15 protein-coding genes are annotated in these 17502 nt (G+C 57.1%); 4 read left to right on the top strand and 11 right to left on the bottom strand.

Going from position 1 to position 17502, the window contains the following annotated elements:
- Positions 1–556: 556 nt before the first annotated feature.
- A complete protein-coding gene (gene yddG, locus C5687_RS21665) occupies positions 557–1435 on the bottom strand; it encodes an aromatic amino acid DMT transporter YddG (RefSeq protein ID WP_095440614.1) in 879 nt (292 codons plus the stop codon).
- A gap of 219 nt (positions 1436–1654) precedes the next feature.
- Here yddG and fdnG point away from each other — a divergent pair, with 219 nt between their 5' ends.
- From fdnG to fdnI, 3 genes are read left to right on the top strand one after another with little or no spacing between them, the layout of a single operon-like run.
- On the top strand, positions 1655–4702 hold the full coding sequence (gene fdnG / locus C5687_RS21660; RefSeq protein WP_104557895.1) for a formate dehydrogenase-N subunit alpha: 3048 nt from the start codon (positions 1655–1657) through the stop codon (positions 4700–4702).
- Between the two features lie 11 nt (positions 4703–4713).
- Complete coding sequence (gene fdxH, locus C5687_RS21655; protein ID WP_104557894.1) at positions 4714–5595, top strand: formate dehydrogenase subunit beta; 882 nt, start codon at positions 4714–4716, stop codon at positions 5593–5595.
- Positions 5588–6244 (top strand): formate dehydrogenase-N subunit gamma, encoded by a 657-nt coding sequence (gene fdnI, locus C5687_RS21650; RefSeq protein WP_104557893.1) that lies wholly within the window; start codon positions 5588–5590, stop codon positions 6242–6244. Before fdxH ends, fdnI begins: the two co-directional genes overlap by 8 nt.
- A gap of 54 nt (positions 6245–6298) precedes the next feature.
- On the opposite strand, the gene C5687_RS21645 is transcribed toward fdnI, so the two are convergent.
- The 3 genes from C5687_RS21645 to ppk2 all read right to left on the bottom strand — a co-directional run bounded on the left by C5687_RS21645 (position 6299) and on the right by ppk2 (position 7731).
- Positions 6299–6622 carry a CcdB family protein gene (locus C5687_RS21645; protein WP_104557891.1) on the bottom strand — a complete coding sequence of 108 codons (324 nt, stop codon included), beginning with the start codon at positions 6620–6622 and terminating at the stop codon, positions 6299–6301.
- Positions 6622–6810 (bottom strand): type II toxin-antitoxin system CcdA family antitoxin, encoded by a 189-nt coding sequence (locus C5687_RS21640; protein ID WP_094917212.1) that lies wholly within the window; start codon positions 6808–6810, stop codon positions 6622–6624. Before C5687_RS21640 ends, C5687_RS21645 begins: the two co-directional genes overlap by 1 nt.
- A 102-nt stretch (positions 6811–6912) precedes the next feature.
- On the bottom strand, positions 6913–7731 hold the full coding sequence (gene ppk2, locus C5687_RS21635; RefSeq protein ID WP_104557889.1) for a polyphosphate kinase 2: 819 nt from the start codon (positions 7729–7731) through the stop codon (positions 6913–6915).
- Positions 7732–7897: 166 nt separating this feature from the next.
- Here ppk2 and araJ point away from each other — a divergent pair, with 166 nt between their 5' ends.
- A complete protein-coding gene (gene araJ / locus C5687_RS21630) occupies positions 7898–9073 on the top strand; it encodes an MFS transporter AraJ (protein WP_104557887.1) in 1176 nt (391 codons plus the stop codon).
- 6 nt (positions 9074–9079) lie between these two features.
- Here araJ and C5687_RS21625 read toward each other — a convergent pair whose 3' ends face one another.
- From C5687_RS21625 to adhP, 7 genes are all read right to left on the bottom strand, one after another.
- Positions 9080–10171: an alkylhydroperoxidase domain protein gene (locus tag C5687_RS21625; RefSeq protein WP_104557885.1), complete on the bottom strand. Its 1092-nt coding sequence runs from the start codon at positions 10169–10171 to the stop codon at positions 9080–9082.
- 10 nt (positions 10172–10181) lie between these two features.
- Entirely contained in the window at positions 10182–11171 is a 990-nt protein-coding gene (locus tag C5687_RS21620; protein WP_104557883.1) for a putative FMN-dependent luciferase-like monooxygenase, read from the bottom strand.
- Positions 11168–12775, bottom strand: coding sequence for a dipeptide ABC transporter ATP-binding protein (locus C5687_RS21615; protein WP_095440618.1), 1608 nt, complete (start codon positions 12773–12775; stop codon positions 11168–11170). The genes C5687_RS21620 and C5687_RS21615 overlap by 4 nt, the downstream gene beginning before the upstream one ends.
- The gene (locus C5687_RS21610; protein WP_095451265.1) at positions 12772–13623 is read right to left on the bottom strand and encodes an ABC transporter permease; all 852 of its coding nucleotides are present in this window, start codon (positions 13621–13623) and stop codon (positions 12772–12774) included. The genes C5687_RS21615 and C5687_RS21610 overlap by 4 nt, the downstream gene beginning before the upstream one ends.
- Complete coding sequence (locus tag C5687_RS21605) at positions 13620–14564, bottom strand: ABC transporter permease (protein WP_088244206.1); 945 nt, start codon at positions 14562–14564, stop codon at positions 13620–13622. The genes C5687_RS21610 and C5687_RS21605 overlap by 4 nt, the downstream gene beginning before the upstream one ends.
- Positions 14565–14574: 10 nt before the next feature.
- On the bottom strand, positions 14575–16194 hold the full coding sequence (locus tag C5687_RS21600) for a TIGR04028 family ABC transporter substrate-binding protein (RefSeq protein ID WP_104557881.1): 1620 nt from the start codon (positions 16192–16194) through the stop codon (positions 14575–14577).
- A 150-nt stretch (positions 16195–16344) separates the two neighbouring features.
- Positions 16345–17355: an alcohol dehydrogenase AdhP gene (adhP, locus tag C5687_RS21595; protein ID WP_032647362.1), complete on the bottom strand. Its 1011-nt coding sequence runs from the start codon at positions 17353–17355 to the stop codon at positions 16345–16347.
- Positions 17356–17502: the final 147 nt, after the last annotated feature.

Raw genomic sequence — 17502 nt, 5'->3', positions numbered from 1 at the left:
CGAGGCTGATCGTCAATGGCATGTTATTTTTAAAAATCTTGTAGTCGCCTTTCAATAATAAGTTTCAAATTATTAGCAATAATTTCAGTTAGTGTGATCGAGATCGGATTAATGAGCGTGATAGTGAATGAATTGGTGGGTATTTGCGCAATTTTTAGGGGATTTTATTGCGGGCAATATAGTTTCGTTGTGGTTTTATAATATGCGGTAATTATCGGTATATTCGTTCTTTGTCTTGCAAAAACTTACCTTGATACCCTGTTATCCCTGTTTTTTGGCCCTAAATCAACGGCATTTCCGAGGTGTGCGCAGAAATACACAGAAACATACTATTGCACTTCGTGCTATTAAAAAGGTGAGTATTTGCATGGAACTAATCACGCAGCGGTGTCAATTTGTGTCAATTACAGACAACGTGTATTTACGAAAGGGCGATAATATAAACAGAATATAAATACCTGTCCGGGTGTCCTGAAGAGAATTCTGGCGTGTTGATATTAAGATTATGTTAATAATTTGTTGTCGGGCTGAATATAACCCGACAGCAAAATCGACATTATTGTTTTGTCGCGTACCAGCAGAGTAATGACCCGGCGCAGACCATCAGCGCGCCTTGCCAGAAGGAGAATGAGAGGGGCGAACTCAGCACGGCGGCGGCAAGCGCGGCTGAAAGGACCGGGGTAAAATAGGAAATGGCGGCCAGTATCGTGACATTCCCGTGAAGAATGCCAATATTCCAGGCGGCATAACCCAGACCAAGGGCAACCCCGCACATCACAAGTTTCACCACCACCGGAAGGGTGAATACCATATCGGGCTGTTCACTCAGGGCATATTTCACCCACAGACTCAGTGCGGTCAGCAACACAAACAGCGTGATACCGTTTTGCCCCTGCGCAAATTTACGCGTAACGGTACAGTAGGCCGCCCAGATAAATGCCCCGGCAAATGCCAGCGCATAGCTCAGCGGGCTGGAGATGATATTGCGGGTTATTTCATCAAGGTGTAATCCCTGTTCACCGCCTAATACCCAGCAGACTCCCAGCAATGAGATGGCTAACCCCGGGATCACCCACAGGGTGGATTTTTGTCCGTTGAACAAAATAGCGAAAACAATGGTGAGGCTTGGCCAGAGGTAATTGACCATACCGACCTCAATGGCCTGAGATCGCGTGGCGGCATAGCCCAGCGACAGCGCCAGACATATTTCGTAGCTGACAAACAGAACGCTGCCCGCAATAAGGTACCGGGACGAAAACCGTCTGATATCAGGAAATCCTACCGTCACCAGACACAGTAATCCGCTGAGGGTGTATATCATCGCCGCACCGCCTACCGGCCCCAGCCCTTCGCTCACGCTGCGAATAAGGCCGACCATGGTGCTCCATAACAGTATTGCCGCCAGCCCAATAAGCGTTGCTCTCTTTCTGTCCATGACTTCGCCATTGCTAAAAAACAAAGGGAAAATGTAGCGCATTCATCCTGACGCTGTCGCGAATTATTCTCTTAAGCCGTTAATCAAAAAGAGGTATTTAACCGTAACGGCAGTGACTATTAAGGGGGTGAAGGCAGGCGACCTTGATTTGACGCAAAAAAATCAGGGGCTTTGCTGTTAGTTTGCGCCACGAAGTCTTATCAGATAACGAGGACAACAATGGACGTCAGCCGCAGACAATTTTTCAAAATCTGCGCGGGCGGTATGGCCGGAACAACAGCCGCTATGCTGGGGTTTGCTCCCAAAATGGCACTGGCTCAGGCACGCAACTATAAGCTGCTGCGCGCAAAAGAGATCCGTAACACCTGCACATACTGCTCCGTGGGTTGTGGGCTTTTAATGTATAGCCTTGGTGATGGCGCGAAGAACGCCAGAGAAGCGATTTACCACATTGAAGGGGACCCGGACCATCCGGTAAGCCGCGGGGCGCTGTGCCCGAAAGGGGCGGGGCTGCTGGACTACGTTCACAGCGACAACCGCCTGCGCTACCCGGAATACCGCGCGCCGGGCTCTGACAAATGGCAGCGTATCTCCTGGGATGAGGCTTTCTCCCGAATTGCCAGATTAATGAAAGCCGACCGCGACGCCAACTTTATTGAAAAGAACGCGCAGGGCGTGACGGTCAACCGCTGGCTTTCGACCGGCATGCTGTGTGCCTCTGCGGCAAGTAATGAAACCGGCATGCTGACGCAAAAATTTGTACGCTCTCTCGGCATGCTGGCGGTAGACAACCAGGCGCGCGTCTGACACGGACCAACGGTAGCAAGTCTTGCTCCAACATTTGGTCGCGGTGCGATGACCAACCACTGGGTTGATATCAAAAACGCGAACGTCGTGGTGGTGATGGGCGGAAACGCCGCTGAAGCCCATCCGGTGGGTTTCCGCTGGGCGATGGAAGCGAAAAATAATAACGATGCGACGCTTATCGTCGTCGATCCGCGCTTTACGCGTACGGCATCGGTGGCGGATATCTATGCGCCGATTCGCTCCGGGACAGACATTACGTTCCTCTCTGGCGTTCTGCGGTACCTGATAGAAAACAACAAAATTAACGCGGAATACGTTAAGCACTACACCAACGCGAACCTGCTGGTGAGGGATGATTTTGCCTTTGAGGACGGCCTGTTTAGCGGCTATGACGTCGAAAAACGCCAGTACGATAAGTCCTCCTGGAACTATCAGTTTGATGAAAACGGCTACGCGATGCGCGATGAAACGCTGACGCATCCGCGCTGCGTTTGGAACCTGCTGAAACAGCACGTGTCACGCTACACGCCGGACGTGGTGGAGAACATCTGCGGCACGCCGAAAGCAGATTTCCTGAAAGTGTGTGATGTGCTGGCCTCCACCAGTGCCGCTGACAGAACCACCACGTTCCTGTATGCGCTGGGCTGGACGCAGCATACCGTTGGCGCGCAGAACATCCGCACCATGGCGATGATCCAGCTGCTGCTCGGCAATATGGGCATGGCGGGCGGCGGCGTGAATGCCCTGCGCGGTCACTCCAATATTCAGGGCCTGACCGACCTCGGCCTGCTGTCCACCAGCCTGCCGGGCTACCTGACGCTGCCCTCTGAAAAGCAGGCGGATCTGCAAACGTACCTGGCGGCGAACACGCCAAAAGCGACGCTGCCGGACCAGGTGAACTACTGGAGCAACTATCCGAAGTTCTACGTCAGCCTGATGAAATCCTTCTACGGCGATGCGGCGCAGAAAGAGAACAACTGGGGTTTTGAGTGGTTACCGAAGTGGGACCAGGCTTACGACGTCATCAAGTATTTCAACATGATGGATAAAGGCGACGTCACGGGGTACATCTGCCAGGGCTTTAACCCGGTGGCCTCGTTCCCGGACAAAAACAAAGTGGTTCGCAGCCTGAGCAAGCTGAAGTACATGGTGGTTATCGATCCGCTGGTCACAGAAACCTCCACCTTCTGGCAGAACCACGGGGAAGCGAACGATGTCGATCCTGCGTCGATTCAGACCGAAGTGTTCCGCCTGCCGTCCACCTGTTTTGCGGAGGAGGACGGCTCCATCGCCAACTCCGGCCGCTGGCTGCAGTGGCACTGGAAAGGTCAGGATGCGCCGGGGGAAGCACGTAACGACGGCGAGATCCTGGCCGGGATTTACCATCGCCTGCGCGAGATGTACCGCACCGAAGGCGGCAAAGGCGCTGAACCGCTGTTGAAGATGAGCTGGAGCTATAAACAGCCGGATCGTCCTGAGTCCGAAGAGGTCGCGAAAGAGAACAACGGCGTGGCGCTGGCGGATCTTTATGACGCCAACGGCACCCAGGTGGCGAAAAAAGGCCAGCTGTTAAACAGCTTCGCACTGCTGCGCGATGACGGGACGACGGCATCCTCCTGCTGGATCTACGCCGGCAGTTGGACGGAGCAAGGTAACCAGATGGCCAACCGTGATAACGCTGACCCGTCCGGGCTGGGTAACACGCTGGGCTGGGCCTGGGCGTGGCCGCTTAACCGTCGCGTGCTGTACAACCGCGCGTCCGCAGATATCAACGGCAAGCCGTGGGATCCGCAGCGCATGCTGATCCAGTGGAACGGGGCGAAGTGGACGGGGAACGATATCCCGGACTACAACACCGCCGCGCCGGGCAGCAACACCGGACCATTTATCATGCAGCCGGAAGGGCTGGGGCGCCTGTTTGCCCTCGACAAACTGGCGGAAGGTCCATTCCCGGAGCACTACGAGCCGATGGAAACGCCGCTGGGGACGAACCCGCTGCACCCGAACGTCATCTCAAGCCCGGTGGTGCGTATCTACGAAGACGATGCGCTGCGCTTAGGCAAAAAGGACAAATTCCCGTACGTGGGGACAACCTACCGCCTGACCGAGCATTTCCACACCTGGACCAAGCATGCGCGGCTCAACGCTATCGCACAGCCGGAACAGTTTGTGGAGATAAGTGAAACGCTGGCGAAAGCGAAAGGGATCGCCAACGGCGACCGGGTGAAGGTGAGCAGCAAGCGAGGCTTTATTCGCGCGGTGGCGGTGGTGACGCGTCGTCTGCAGACGCTGAACGTGAACGGTCAAGAGGTGGAAACCGTCGGTATCCCGCTGCACTGGGGTTTTGAAGGGGTGGCGCAGAAAGGCTACATCGCCAATACCCTGACGCCGAACGTCGGCGATGCCAACTCGCAAACGCCGGAGTACAAGGCGTTTCTGGTCAACATCGAGAAAGCATAAGGAGCGAGTAAATGGCGATGGAAACACAAGACGTGATTAAACGCTCCGCGACTAACCCAATAACCCCTGCGCCTCGCGCGCGGGATTACAAGGCAGAGGTCGCCAAGCTGATCGATGTCTCCTCCTGCGTGGGCTGTAAGGCCTGCCAGGTGGCCTGTTCGGAGTGGAACGATATCCGCGACGAGGTGGGACACTGCGTTGGGGTTTATGACAACCCGGCGGATCTGAGCGCTAAGTCCTGGACGGTGATGCGCTTTAGCGAAACCGAGCAGAACGGCAGGCTGGAGTGGCTGATCCGTAAAGACGGCTGTATGCACTGTGAGAATCCGGGCTGCCTGAAGGCGTGCCCGTCCGCCGGGGCGATTATTCAGTACGCCAACGGGATCGTCGACTTCCAGCAGGACAACTGCATCGGCTGCGGCTATTGCATTGCGGGCTGTCCGTTCAATGTGCCGCGACTCAATAAAGAGGATAACCGGGTATACAAATGTACCCTGTGCGTGGATCGGGTCAGCGTCGGACAGGAGCCAGCCTGCGTGAAGACGTGTCCTACCGGTGCGATTCACTTTGGCACCAAAAAAGAGATGCTGGATGTGGCGCAGGCGCGGGTGGATAAGCTGAAAGCACGCGGCTATGAAAATGCGGGCATCTATAACCCGCAGGGCGTGGGCGGTACGCACGTGATGTATGTGCTGCACCATAACGACCAGCCGGAGCTTTACCACAATCTGCCGAAGGATCCGGCTATCGATACGTCCATTAACCTGTGGAAAGGGGCGCTTAAACCGCTCTCTGCGGCGGGCTTTATCGCCACCTTTGCGGGGTTGATCTATCACTATATCGGTATCGGGCCAAACAAAGAGGTGGATGACGAGGAGGAGCATCATGAGTAAGTCGAAAATGATTGTGCGCACAAAGTTCGTCGATCGCGCCTGTCACTGGACAGTTGTGATTTGCTTCTTCCTGGTGGCGGTGTCGGGGATTTCGTTCTTCTTCCCGACGCTGCAGTGGCTAACCGAAACCTTCGGTACCCCGCAGATGGGGCGCATTCTGCACCCGTTCTTCGGGGTGCTGATTTTCGTGGTGCTGATGTTTATGTTCGTGCGCTTTGTTCATCACAATATCCCGGACAAGCAGGATATTCCGTGGGTGAAAGGGATTGTTGAAGTCCTGAAGGGCAACGAGCATAACGTCGCGAAAGTGGGGAAATACAATGCCGGTCAGAAAATGATGTTCTGGACCATCATGAGCATGATTTTTGTGCTGCTGGTGACCGGGGTAATGATCTGGCGACCCTATTTCGCGCCGTATTTCCCGATTCAGGTGGTGCGCTACGCGCTGCTTATCCACGCGACGTCAGCCATCATCCTGATTCATGCCATCCTGATCCATATGTATATGGCGTTCTGGGTTAAAGGATCGATTAAAGGGATGATTGAAGGGAAGGTGAGTCGTCGCTGGGCGCAGAAACATCACCCGCGCTGGTATCGTGATGTGGAGCGGCTGGAAGCGAAACAGGATAGTACGGAAGGATTGAAGTAAGACCTGCGCCGTCGGCTGTGCCCGGCGGCGCTGCGCTACCCTGCAGGCCTTACGTCATGTGTTAGTGAGTAAACGATCGATTGCCGCTATAACGTCATGACGTGCGTGACGTAAATTGCACACAAAATTTTCAGGATTAATTTTTTGATTATTAATATTCGTTATCATTGGCGAATAAATCAGTAGCGTTTCAAAATCGATATTAACGCCAGGAGCCAATTGGCTCTGCCATAACGGTAGTCTGTTATTTCTGGCAAGAGGTACGATTACACGTGTGGCAAGGTCATCAAAGCAATCATCCTGAATAAGCATATAGTAAGGAAGCCTGTCCCGGGTTGCGGCAGACGTATTACGATAAACGTTGAATTGTCTCAGCATTAAAGCACCCTGAAAAAATCATCATCAGTAATCGTTCCATGTTTCTCTACAAACTCATTCATTGCCTGTATAAATGCACCATCTTCTTCTGATAGCTGATGTCGTCTGGCAGCGCTTTGTTCAGCATGACAACAGGGCTTACGCGATGAGATGTTCTGACCCTGTTTTGTTTCTGCGGTATGTTTCATTTTTACCTCCATTGTTGGTGCGGCCATTATCAACCGCAGCCAACAAAAAACAATACCGTTTCCCCTGGTAATCTATATTCTGCGAGACGTCTTCCAGTTATATCAAAACCGCTCTTCCACATACCGGAACGGATATTTCGTTGGCTTCACTTTACCTATTTTCCGTTTCGGTAAATCGACCTTTTCAACATGCAGTTCTTTATACGGAATCTGCGAAAGCAGGTGCGAAATAATATTCAGGCGCACGCGTTTTTTATCTTCTGAACGCGCCACAAACCACGGCGCCCAGGCGGTATCGGTGGCTTCAAACATGGCGTCGCGTGCGCGGGTGTACTCGTCCCACAGGTTAAAGGACTTAATGTCCATCGGCGAAAGCTTCCAGATCTTACGACCATCGTTAATCCGGTCGCGCAGGCGGCGCTCCTGCTCCTTAGGCGTCACCTCCAGCCAGTATTTCAGCAGGATAATGCCGGCATCGACCATCGCTTTTTCCATGACCGGCGCGCCGTCCAAAAATTTCTCCACCTGTTCCTCCGTGCAGAACCCCATCACCCGCTCCACGCCCGCACGGTTGTACCAGCTGCGATCGAAAATCACGATTTCACCAGCCGAAGGCAGGTGGGGAACATAGCGCTGGAAGTAGAGCTGGCTTTTTTCTTTTTCCGTCGGGGCTGGGAGGGCAACTACGCGAAATACGCGAGGGCTGACGCGCTCGGTGATCGCTTTAATGGTGCCGCCTTTACCGGCGCCGTCGCGACCTTCAAAAACGATACACACTTTTAATCCTTTGGCGACGACCCACTGCTGGAGCTTAACCAGTTCAACGTGCAGGCGGCGGAGCTCTTTTTCATACTCTTTGTTTTTAAGCGGTGTATTCATTTCGACATCAACAGCGACACTGGTTTTCTTTTTGCTTCCCATGATTGTCATCCTCAGGTTGTCCGGCGGGGGAAAAAGCGAGGCCGCACTATGAAGTGTAATCCACCTGAATAAATGGATTAACCTGTCAGCCAGCTGATTTGAACTGGCTCACCATACAAGATTATTCAATAATGCCCGCTGCGAATTTTTCACACGTGGTTGTGGTATGAAAAAGACAATTTTCTCATTAGCGCTGAGCACCTTTGGCCTGGGCATGGCTGAATTTGGCATTATGGGTGTCCTGACCGAACTGGCGCAGGACACGGGTATCTCCATTCCCTCCGCCGGAAATATGATTTCGTTTTATGCCTTCGGCGTCGTCATCGGCGCGCCGATTGTGGCGCTGTTTTCCGGCACATTCTCGTTAAAAACCACGCTGCTGTTTCTGGTGGCGATGTCCGCCGTCGGAAACACCCTGTTTACCTTTTCAACGACGTATTTCTGGCTGGCGACGGGACGCTTAATTTCAGGATTCCCTCACGGCGCGATTTTCGGCGTCGGGGCAATTATCCTCTCGAAAATTGCGCCACCGGGGAAGGTGACGGTTGCGGTGGCCGGGATGATTGCTGGTATGACGGTGGCCAACCTGATGGGCGTTCCGCTGGGCACCTGGCTTGGGCATCAGTTCAGCTGGCGCTATACCTTTTTCGTGATTGCCGCGTTCAATGCGCTGGTGATCCTTTCGGTGCTGCTCTGGGTGCCGGATATCCATGACAAATCAGAAATTAAATTGACCGAGCAGTTCCAGTTTCTGAAGAAACCCGAACCCTGGCTGATTTTTGCCGCCACGATGTTTGGCAACGCTGGCGTGTTTGCCTGGTTCAGCTTCGTTAAACCGTTTATGGTCAACGTGTCGGGCATCGAAGAAGGGGCGATGACCCTCATCATGATGCTGATGGGCCTGGGTATGGTGTTGGGCAATCTGCTGAGCGGTAAGCTCTCGGGGCGTTTTAGTCCGCTGCGCATTGCGGCCACCACCGACATGGTGATTGTCGCCTCGCTGCTGCTGCTTTTCGCCTTTGGCGAACTGAAAACGGCCTCGCTGGTGATGGGCTTTATCTGCTGCGCCGGGCTGTTCGCGCTCTCTGCGCCGCTGCAAATCCTGCTGCTGCAAAATGCGAAGGGCGGGGAGATGCTGGGGGCCGCGGGCGGGCAGATGGCGTTTAATCTCGGCAGCGCCATTGGTGCGTACTTCGGCGGAATGATGATTACCCTCGGCTTTAGCTGGCGCTACGTCACGCTGCCTGCGGCGTTCCTCTCGTTTTCGGCCATGAGTGCGCTGCTGATTTACGGTTATCTGCGGGCCAGAGAGGCTCAGGCTAACGCTCGCGCGCTAGCCTGAAACGGGTCAGGCAAGCCATGGCTCGCCGAGGGTCAGCATCAGGCGGTTGGCCCAGGCGAAGAACGCCGCGGACTGCACCAGGTCAAGCTGCGCTAAGGTATCCAGCCCCTCTTTTTCCAGGGCTGCAAGGTGCAGCGGCGTGGCGGCAGGCGGTGTAACCGACAGCGCCGCCGCGAAGTTAATTTCCGCCTGCCAGCGTGCAGACTGTCCCTCAGTGAGGGATTGCCCGGGACGTACCGCCAGCAGCGCTTCCACCGCGTCGTCATCCTTAGACAGCTGGCTGGCTTTACGCGCATGGACAGATGCGCAGTAGATGCAGCCGTTGATTTTACTAGCGACCGTTGCAGCCAGCTCACGCTCGGCGCGCGGCAATCCTCCAGGCGTATAAAAAATCCCTTTATCCGTCAACGTCCGCTGTTCAAGCACTGGCAGGTTGCGCCCCAGCAGGCGGAAATAGTCGGAGTCCGTGTGGCCAAATTTCGCCAGGATCGCCACCTCATCGTCACGGAACTCCGCCAGCGGTTTGGCGGCTATCCATGGCTCCCAGCCCAGCTCCTGCTGGGTGAAGGCAACGGGTGCCGCCTTCCCGGTGACCGTGGTTGGCGTTGTATGCCAGATACCCGCAGCCACCGATGCATCGCTTGTGGCAACGGGCCTGTCATTCAGCAGACGCAGTCCGGCGATCAGTCGGCTCTGGAAGCTGACAAACGCGATAAGCTGCGCCAGAGTGACAATGCCTTCCTTGCTCCATCCTGCCTGGGTCAGCGCCTTTAGCGCCGCCGGCGTGGCTTCAACGGGGGAGAAGGTCAGCAGGCGCGCGAAGTTCAGCGCCGGGGTCAGGCGGGCTGAAGTCGGGTCAGCCAGGCCAAACCCGGCGTAGTGCGCGGCCAGCGCCTCCGCGTTGTGCCACCTGGCCACTTTCGCCGCCACGGCGAAACGCTCGTCGAGTGCAAAATCTTCATCCTGCTGGCTAAAGAGGATTTCATAGCTGCCCTGCGCATGGCGCGTGGCGGCGTCCCGCGTGGCGCGCGCCTCTGCCAGAGGGGAACCGGGTTTAATTTCCGCCAGCTCGGCAAGAATATCCTGACTTAATGACATAGGTCTCTCCTCAAAGAATATGGGGGGCAATATGTTCGGCAATCAGCTCAATGGAGCGTAGGGTGTCGCGGTGCGTGGGCTCGACCGAATGGACCTGGAACGAGATATCCGTGGCGCGCCTGAGAATGGAATCGGTGTGCAGTGAGCGCAGTACCGTGTCGGGTGAACCTATATGGGCGTCAAACTGACGACGATAATCCGTGACCGTGTCACCTTTAACCGCGTGTCCGGCAGCGCGATGCTGCTGTGCCTGTTTCGTGAGACCCGGCGTCGCTACTTTCAGCGCATAGTCATCGCTGTCGGCGACGAACGCGGTGCGTGAGGCGAGTATACGCGGCGCGAAGCCTGCCGGTAGCGCCTCAAGGTAGGCATCCACAATCGGGTTCTGGATAGCGTCGAGCGTGAGATCAGGCTGGTCTGCCGGGCGCGGCTGCGTGCGTGAGAGCATTAAGCCGTGTCCGGCCTGGGCTGCCCGCACGGCCCCCTCCACGGAGAAGGTGGCAATCCAGATGCGCTCCGCCAGTTGCGGTGCCGGTGGGTATAAGTGGTTATCCGGATGGGCGAGCGAATCCCCACGCCAGGCGCTCTGGAGCACGTGCAGGTTCTCGGCAAACGCGGCTGCGCGCGCCTCAAACGTCAGGCCGAACGGCAGGAATGAGGTGGGCGTGCCGCCTGACCCCAGCCCGACTTCAAGACGTCCATCGGCGAGTAAATCAAGCACCGCGGCATCTTCCGCCACGCGCAGCGGGTTTTCCATCGGCAGGGTAATAATGGCTGTGCCCAGACGGATGGTTTCGGTATGCGCCGCAACGTGGGCCAGGAACAGCAATGGCGACGGCAAACCGCCTTCACTTTCATGAAAGTGGTGCTGCGCAATCCACGCGCTGTCAAAGCCGTGGCGTTCAGCGTGGCGGATCTGTTCTGTGGCCAGACGATAGCGCACCTTCGGTGTGGCATCGTCAAGCAGGCGGGTGAAAAACCCTAGGCGTTTTCGCGTCATGCGAACTCCTCCGTAGCGGGTGAAAAATGGGGAATGGCGTCAATCAGTTCGCGGGTATAGGCGTTCTGCGGCGCAGCGAACAAGGTTCCGACGTCACCGTGCTCAACCACCTGACCGCTGCGCAGCACCGTGACGCTGTGAGCGATCCGGCGCACGGTGGAGAGATCGTGCGTTATGAAGAGATAGGTCAACCCCAGCTGCTGCTGCAGTTGCTGCAGCAACGCCAGGATCTGCGCCTGAACGGTGACATCCAGCGCGGAGGTGGCTTCGTCCAGCACCAGAATGGTCGGCTCCAGGATCAGCGCCCGGGCGATGGCCACGCGCTGGCGCTGCCCGCCTGACAGTTCGCGGGCGGTACGGGTCAGGAGGTCGACGGGCAAGGCCACCCGCTGCGCCACGGTCTCCACCCGGATTTTGCGCTCCGCTTTGCGCAGGCGGGAAAAGTTCTTCAGCGGCTCTTCGATAATCTCAAACAGGGTCTGACGCGGGTCGAGCGAGGCAAACGGGTTCTGGTAGACAAACTGGATCTTCTGGCGCAGCTGGCGACGGGCCTCGCGGCTGAGCGTGGTGGCATCAATATCGTCAATAATGACCTGCCCGCTGTCGGCCTGTTCAAAGCCCAGCAAAATACGGGCAAGGGTGGTTTTCCCGGAGCCCGATTCACCCACCAGGGCATGCGTGCTGCCACGCCTGACGTCGAACGTCACCTGATCCAGCGCCTGCAGCTGATGGCCTTTGCCCAGCGAGAAACGTTTGCTGATGGCGCGGGCGCGAATGGCCGGTGACGCAAGCGGCAGACCGGCCACCGGGGCGATGGTCAGGCGCTGGCCCTGGAGATCGCTCAGCAGCTGGCGGGTGTAGGCGTGCTGCGGCGTACGGACGATATCGGCGGTGTTTCCTTGTTCCTGAACCTCACCATCGCGGAAAACCAGCAGCCGGTCCGCGCGCTCAGCGGCCAGAGCCAGATCGTGGGTAACAAACAGGACGGCGGTCCCCGATTCCCGGCGCAGGAGATCCAGCAGGTCAAGAATGCGTTTTTGTACGGTTACGTCCAGCGCGCTGGTGGGCTCGTCGGCAATGATGACGTCCGGGCGCAGCGCTATCGCGATGGCAATCAACACCCGCTGTTTCATCCCGCCGGAGAGCTGATGGGGATACTGTTTCATGCGCTGCTCGGGATGGCTTAGGCCGACCTTAGTCAGCAGGGCGAGCACCTGCTCGTCGCGCTGGAGTGCCTTTACCTTTTGGTGCAGCTGAATAATTTCGCCAACCTGCGCGCCGATGGTTTTTACCGGATTGAGCGAATTTCCCGGATCCTGCGGTACCAGGCTGATGCGGGCCCCGCGGAGGGTATCAAGACGCTTAGCGGACCACTGGCTTATCTCCTCACCGTTGAGCACGATTTTTCCCGCATCACGCCGGGCGTTGTCGGCCAGCAGACCGATGATCGCCTGCGCCGTGGTCGTTTTGCCGGAGCCGGATTCACCGACAAGCGCCAGCATTTCCCCCCGACGAAGCGTGAAGCTAACGTTATGCACTACCTCCCGCCACTGGCGCGCGGTACGGTAACTAAGGGTCAGGTTTTCTACCGAGAGTACGGTCATTTCAGGCCTCCGCTGAACTGCTGGCTGATTCGGTTGGTCGCCAGCACGACGGCGATGACCACCACACCGGGGAAGGTGGTTAACCACCAGGCGGTAGAGAGATAGTTACGGCCTTCGGCAATCAATAAGCCCCATTCCGGCACGGGCGGCGGGGTGCCGTAGCCGAGAAAGCTCAGCGTGGAGAGTGCCAGGATGGCCTGACCAAACTGCAGCGTGGCAAAGGCGAGGACGGCGGTTAAGGCGTTAGGCAGGATATGTCGCCACAGCACCGCCAGGAACGTCCCGCCGCTGCCAAACGCCGCCTCCACATAATCCGTATGGCGGATGCGCACCACTTCACCGCGCGCGAGGCGGGCGAAGCTGGCAATGGAAGCCACGCCCACGGCAATTGCGGCATTAACGGTGCCAAACCCGAGCAGAATGATCACCGTCAGCGAGAGCAGCAGGGACGGGATGGAGAGCAGCACGTCGACAAAACGCATCAGGAAAGACTCAACGCGTCCGGCGAACGCCCCGGCAACCACCCCTAAACCGGTGCCCACCAGCAGACCCATCGTGACGGCGGCCAACGCCGCGCTCAGGGAGTGGGACGCACCATATACAATACGGGTGTAAACATCGCGGCCAAGCTGATCGGTGCCGAGCCAGTGGCCGGCCTGAGGGGCCAGGCGCTGTGCGCCCGCGATGCCCTCAATCGGGCTGTAGTGGGTTAACAGGCCCGGCGCCACGGCGGCGAAAATCGCAATCACAATGACCGCCCATGCCAGCCACAGTCCGGGCTGCCACGCGACGCCCTGCCAGGCGGGGACGCGTTTACGCGCGGCGGCAGCGTAATCGACCAGACTCATGAAGCACCTCCGGATAGGGGTTGCAGCCGGGGATCCAGCAGCGGCATCAGCAGATCCACCAGCAGATTGATCAGGACAAAACCGAGCGCGGAAATCATCACCACCGCCTGAAGCACGGCGATGTCCTGGTTATTGACCGCCTGCTGGGTCAGTTGCCCCAGCCCGCTGCGGCCAAAAACGGTTTCGGTGATCAGCGCACCGGCAATCAGCTCGCCCAGCAGCAGCCCGGCAATATTCAGCACCGGCAGCAGGGCGTTGCCGGTCACGTGACGCCACAGGACGGCGGTTTCACTCAGCCCTTTGGCCCGGGCAACGGCGACAAACGGCTGGGTCGCCACCTGGTCCAGGCTGCGCATCAGGATTTGTGCCAGCGGGGCGGAAATAGGGATGGCGACGGTGACGATGGGCAGGATCAGCCCCTGTAACGGCGTCGGGTTAATCACCGGGATCAGCCGCAGCTGAAAAGAAAAAAGCTGGATCAGGGCAATCCCCAGCCAGAACGTCGGTAAGGAGATAAACAGGACCGGCAGAGACTGGAAGGTATTGCTCAACCAGCGCAGGCCCGGTAGCCGCGACGCAAAGGCCAGTGCGAAGGCCAGCACAACCGCGAGTAAAAAGGCGGGCAGGGCGAGGCTCAGGGTATCCGGCAGATTGCTGGCAATCAGCTCACTGACCGGCACGCCTGCCTGTAACGAGTAGCCGAAATCTCCGCGCAGCATCGCCAGCAGCGTATGGCCGTACTGCTGCCACAGCGGACTGTCCGCGCCGTAGGCCACGCGCATCTCCTCGATTTGCGCCGGGCTTAAGCCCAGGTCCGGGTTCTGAAATTTAATCAGCACCGCGTCGCCCGGCAGAACCTGGAGCAACACGAACGAGAGGGTAAAGGCGGCCCACAGCACCAGCAGCCCATGTCCGAAACGTTGAAGAAGTGCGTGGCGCATCGTCAGCTCCTCAGTGTTTCTCAATCCACGCGCCGTAGAACGACGGGCGGCCTACCGCTTCGAAATTCACGCCTTTCAGCCACGGGGCGCCGGCAAAGACCTGCGGCTCCTCGAAGATCGGGATGACGTAGGCGTTATCCAGCAGATAGCGCTGGGCGTCGCCCGTCAGCTGCAGGCGTTTTTGCGGATCGACTTCCGCAGAGATGTTCACCAGCAGCGCATTCAGCTTGTCGTCGCGAAAGTTTTTAACCTTGTCGCTGGAGCCGCCTTTTTGCAGCAGCGCGTCGCGGTTAGCGGGGTAGAACATACTCTTCACCACATCCGGATCGGCGCGGCCGACTTCGGAGACGGTTAACGGGGTTTTCAGCGGGTCAAGGTTATCCAGCGTGCGGCTGCCTGCGTCACCAGCCTTGACGCTCAGGGCCACGCCCACCTGCCGCCACTGCTGGGCAACCAGCTGCAGCACCTCTTTGTTTTGCGGCTGCGGCAATGATTCATAGACCGTCAGCGCCAGCCGCTGGCCGTCTTTCGCGCGAATGCCGTCGCTGCCTGCTTTCCAGCCTGCCTCATCGAGCAGCTGGTTGGCTTTTGCCGGGTCAAAGGTCAGTTTATCGCTGAGATCGACAAAGCCTGCGGCAGAACCGGCAATCACGGACTTCGCCTGCGGATAGTTAGCCGAGAAGAGGGTCTCGACCACCTGTTTCGCATTGGTGGCGTGCAGCAGCGCCTGGCGAACGCGAACGTCGGAAACCAGCGGGTTGTCCGGGCGGAAGCTGATGCTGTCGTTCACCCCACGCGTCGGGGCAGCATAGATTTTATAGCCCTGATCGGTGGCCTGCTTTTCGTCATATGCCTGTACCTGACGAATAAAATCCGCCTGACCGGCCAGCAGAGCGCCGATGCCCACGCTGTCTTCCTGGGTGACGATAAACTTGATGCCATCCAGATTGGCCGGACCCTGTTGCGGCAGATTTTTTGGCCCCCACTGATAATCTTTGCGGGCTTCAAGCGTCACTTCGCGCCCCAGCTTTTCGTCTTTCACCACAAACGGGCCGGAGCCAATGATGTGGCGCGCATCCCCCAGCTCTTCAAAGTTGCGTTTCAGGGTGCTGAGCGAGACCAGACCCGAGCCAATGGTGGCAGTGCCCTGCAGGAAACCCGGCGACGGTTTTTTGAAGTAGAACTTGACGGTCAGCGGGTCGACCACCTCGCTGCGATCGTAGTTATTGATCACTTCGGACACCGGCAGACGCTGTGCTTTGTTACCTAAGCCGTAGGTATCAAAGTTTTTCGCTACGGCGTTTGCGTCCAGCGGCGTGCCGTCGGAGAAGGTGATACCGGGACGAAGTTTAAAGGTGTATTCGGTTTTATCGGCGTTGGTGGTCCAGCTTTCGGCCACCCAGGGCTCAACCTGTAACGTTTTCGGGTTCTGCCAGGTCAGTTTGTCGGTGATCTGGTTCAGAATGCCGCCGTTGGGGTAAAAGCCACCGGCAGGCGGATAGAGGTTGGTGTGGGCCTGTTGCTCCAGATAAATCAGCGTGCCGCCTTTGACGGGCGCATCAGCGGCCCAGGCTGCGGTGGTCGTCAGAATTAACGCCGTCAGCAGCGGCAGACGAAATGGGGTTTGCATGGTGAATTCCTTTGTTATCTTCTTGTTAGCGTCGGATTCATCATCGGGCGCGGGGGAAAACAAGGGAACAAAGGAATTAAGATAAGGATTGCCGGAAAATGGCTATAAAAAAAACCGCCCCGGAGAGGAGCGGTGATGAAAGGTGGACGATTATGAACGTAAGTCGATCACCATACGGCCACGGATCTGGCCCTGTTCCATCTCTTTGAAGATGGCGTTGATGTCCTCGATCGGACGCATCGTGACCTTAGGCACCACTTTGCCTTCCGCGGCGAACTGGAACGCTTCCTGCAGATCCTGACGGGTGCCGACCAGGGAACCGACCACCTGAATGCCGTCCAGCACCAGACGTGGAATATCGAGGCTCATGGCTTCCGGTGGCAGACCCACCGCCACCACGCGGCCACCGGCGCGCACGGCATCCACTGCCGAGTTAAACGCCGCTTTTGCCACGGCCGTCACCACGGCTGCATGCGCGCCGCCGGTTTTTTCCTGCACAATTTTCGCGGCATCTTCGCTGCGGGAGTTGATGGTTAAATCCGCGCCCATGCTGGCCGCCAGCTTCAACTGTTCGTCGTTAACGTCAAGGGCGATGACTTTGGCATTAAAGACGTTTTTGGCGTACTGCAGCGCGAGGTTACCCAGCCCGCCCAGACCGTAAATGGCAATCCACTGGCCCGGTTTAATACCCGATACCTTCACGGCTTTGTAGGTGGTGACGCCAGCGCAGGTAATGCTGCTGGCCGCCGCCGAATCCAGACCATCCGGCACTTTTACCGCGTAATCCGCGGTGACGATGCACTCTTCCGCCATGCCGCCATCCACGGAGTAACCGGCGTTTTTCACATCGCGGCACAGGGTTTCGTTGCCGGTATTACAGTATTCGCAGTGGCCACAGCCTTCAAAAAACCATGCCACGCTCGCGCGATCGCCGACTTTCAGCGATTTCACGCCAGGGCCGACCTCTTTGACGATCCCAATCCCTTCATGGCCCAGGATCACGCCGGTTTTATCGCCGAAATCGCCGTTCTTCACGTGAAGATCGGTATGGCATACGCCACAGCACTCCATCTTCAGCAGGGCTTCCCCGTGCTTCAGCGGGCGTAAGGTTTTTTCGGTGACATTGACCTGATGATCCTGAGTGACAACAGCAGCCTTCATGTGTATCTCCTTGTTCATGATAAGAATCTGCATAGCAGGTGTAATACCCCTTAAGGATTAATACATTAGCCTGGTAATGCAAGGCTGCGGCAACATAATGTCATCATTTAATCCGATTTCAGATTAAGAATACGGCGTTCCTCTAAG

Source organism: Enterobacter sichuanensis (assembly GCF_002939185.1).
Classification (GTDB): Bacteria; Pseudomonadota; Gammaproteobacteria; order Enterobacterales; family Enterobacteriaceae; genus Enterobacter; species Enterobacter sichuanensis.
Note: the sequence above shows the minus strand (reverse complement) of the source record. Positions and strands in the feature narration are given on the sequence as shown.

What these genes read in the sequence shown, in the direction of transcription:
- yddG (WP_095440614.1), bottom strand. Translation starts at nt 1,435, where the DNA reads ATGGACAGAAAGAGAGCAACGCTTATTGGGCTGGCGGCAATACTGTTA.
- fdxH (WP_104557894.1), top strand. Translation starts at nt 4,714, where the DNA reads ATGGCGATGGAAACACAAGACGTGATTAAACGCTCCGCGACTAACCCA.
- fdnI (WP_104557893.1), top strand. Translation starts at nt 5,588, where the DNA reads ATGAGTAAGTCGAAAATGATTGTGCGCACAAAGTTCGTCGATCGCGCC.
- C5687_RS21645 (WP_104557891.1), bottom strand. Translation starts at nt 6,622, where the DNA reads ATGCTGAGACAATTCAACGTTTATCGTAATACGTCTGCCGCAACCCGG.
- C5687_RS21640 (WP_094917212.1), bottom strand. Translation starts at nt 6,810, where the DNA reads ATGAAACATACCGCAGAAACAAAACAGGGTCAGAACATCTCATCGCGT.
- ppk2 (WP_104557889.1), bottom strand. Translation starts at nt 7,731, where the DNA reads ATGGGAAGCAAAAAGAAAACCAGTGTCGCTGTTGATGTCGAAATGAAT.
- araJ (WP_104557887.1), top strand. Translation starts at nt 7,898, where the DNA reads ATGAAAAAGACAATTTTCTCATTAGCGCTGAGCACCTTTGGCCTGGGC.
- C5687_RS21625 (WP_104557885.1), bottom strand. Translation starts at nt 10,171, where the DNA reads ATGTCATTAAGTCAGGATATTCTTGCCGAGCTGGCGGAAATTAAACCC.
- C5687_RS21620 (WP_104557883.1), bottom strand. Translation starts at nt 11,171, where the DNA reads ATGACGCGAAAACGCCTAGGGTTTTTCACCCGCCTGCTTGACGATGCC.
- C5687_RS21615 (WP_095440618.1), bottom strand. Translation starts at nt 12,775, where the DNA reads ATGACCGTACTCTCGGTAGAAAACCTGACCCTTAGTTACCGTACCGCG.
- C5687_RS21610 (WP_095451265.1), bottom strand. Translation starts at nt 13,623, where the DNA reads ATGAGTCTGGTCGATTACGCTGCCGCCGCGCGTAAACGCGTCCCCGCC.
- C5687_RS21605 (WP_088244206.1), bottom strand. Translation starts at nt 14,564, where the DNA reads ATGCGCCACGCACTTCTTCAACGTTTCGGACATGGGCTGCTGGTGCTG.
- C5687_RS21600 (WP_104557881.1), bottom strand. Translation starts at nt 16,194, where the DNA reads ATGCAAACCCCATTTCGTCTGCCGCTGCTGACGGCGTTAATTCTGACG.
- adhP (WP_032647362.1), bottom strand. Translation starts at nt 17,355, where the DNA reads ATGAAGGCTGCTGTTGTCACTCAGGATCATCAGGTCAATGTCACCGAA.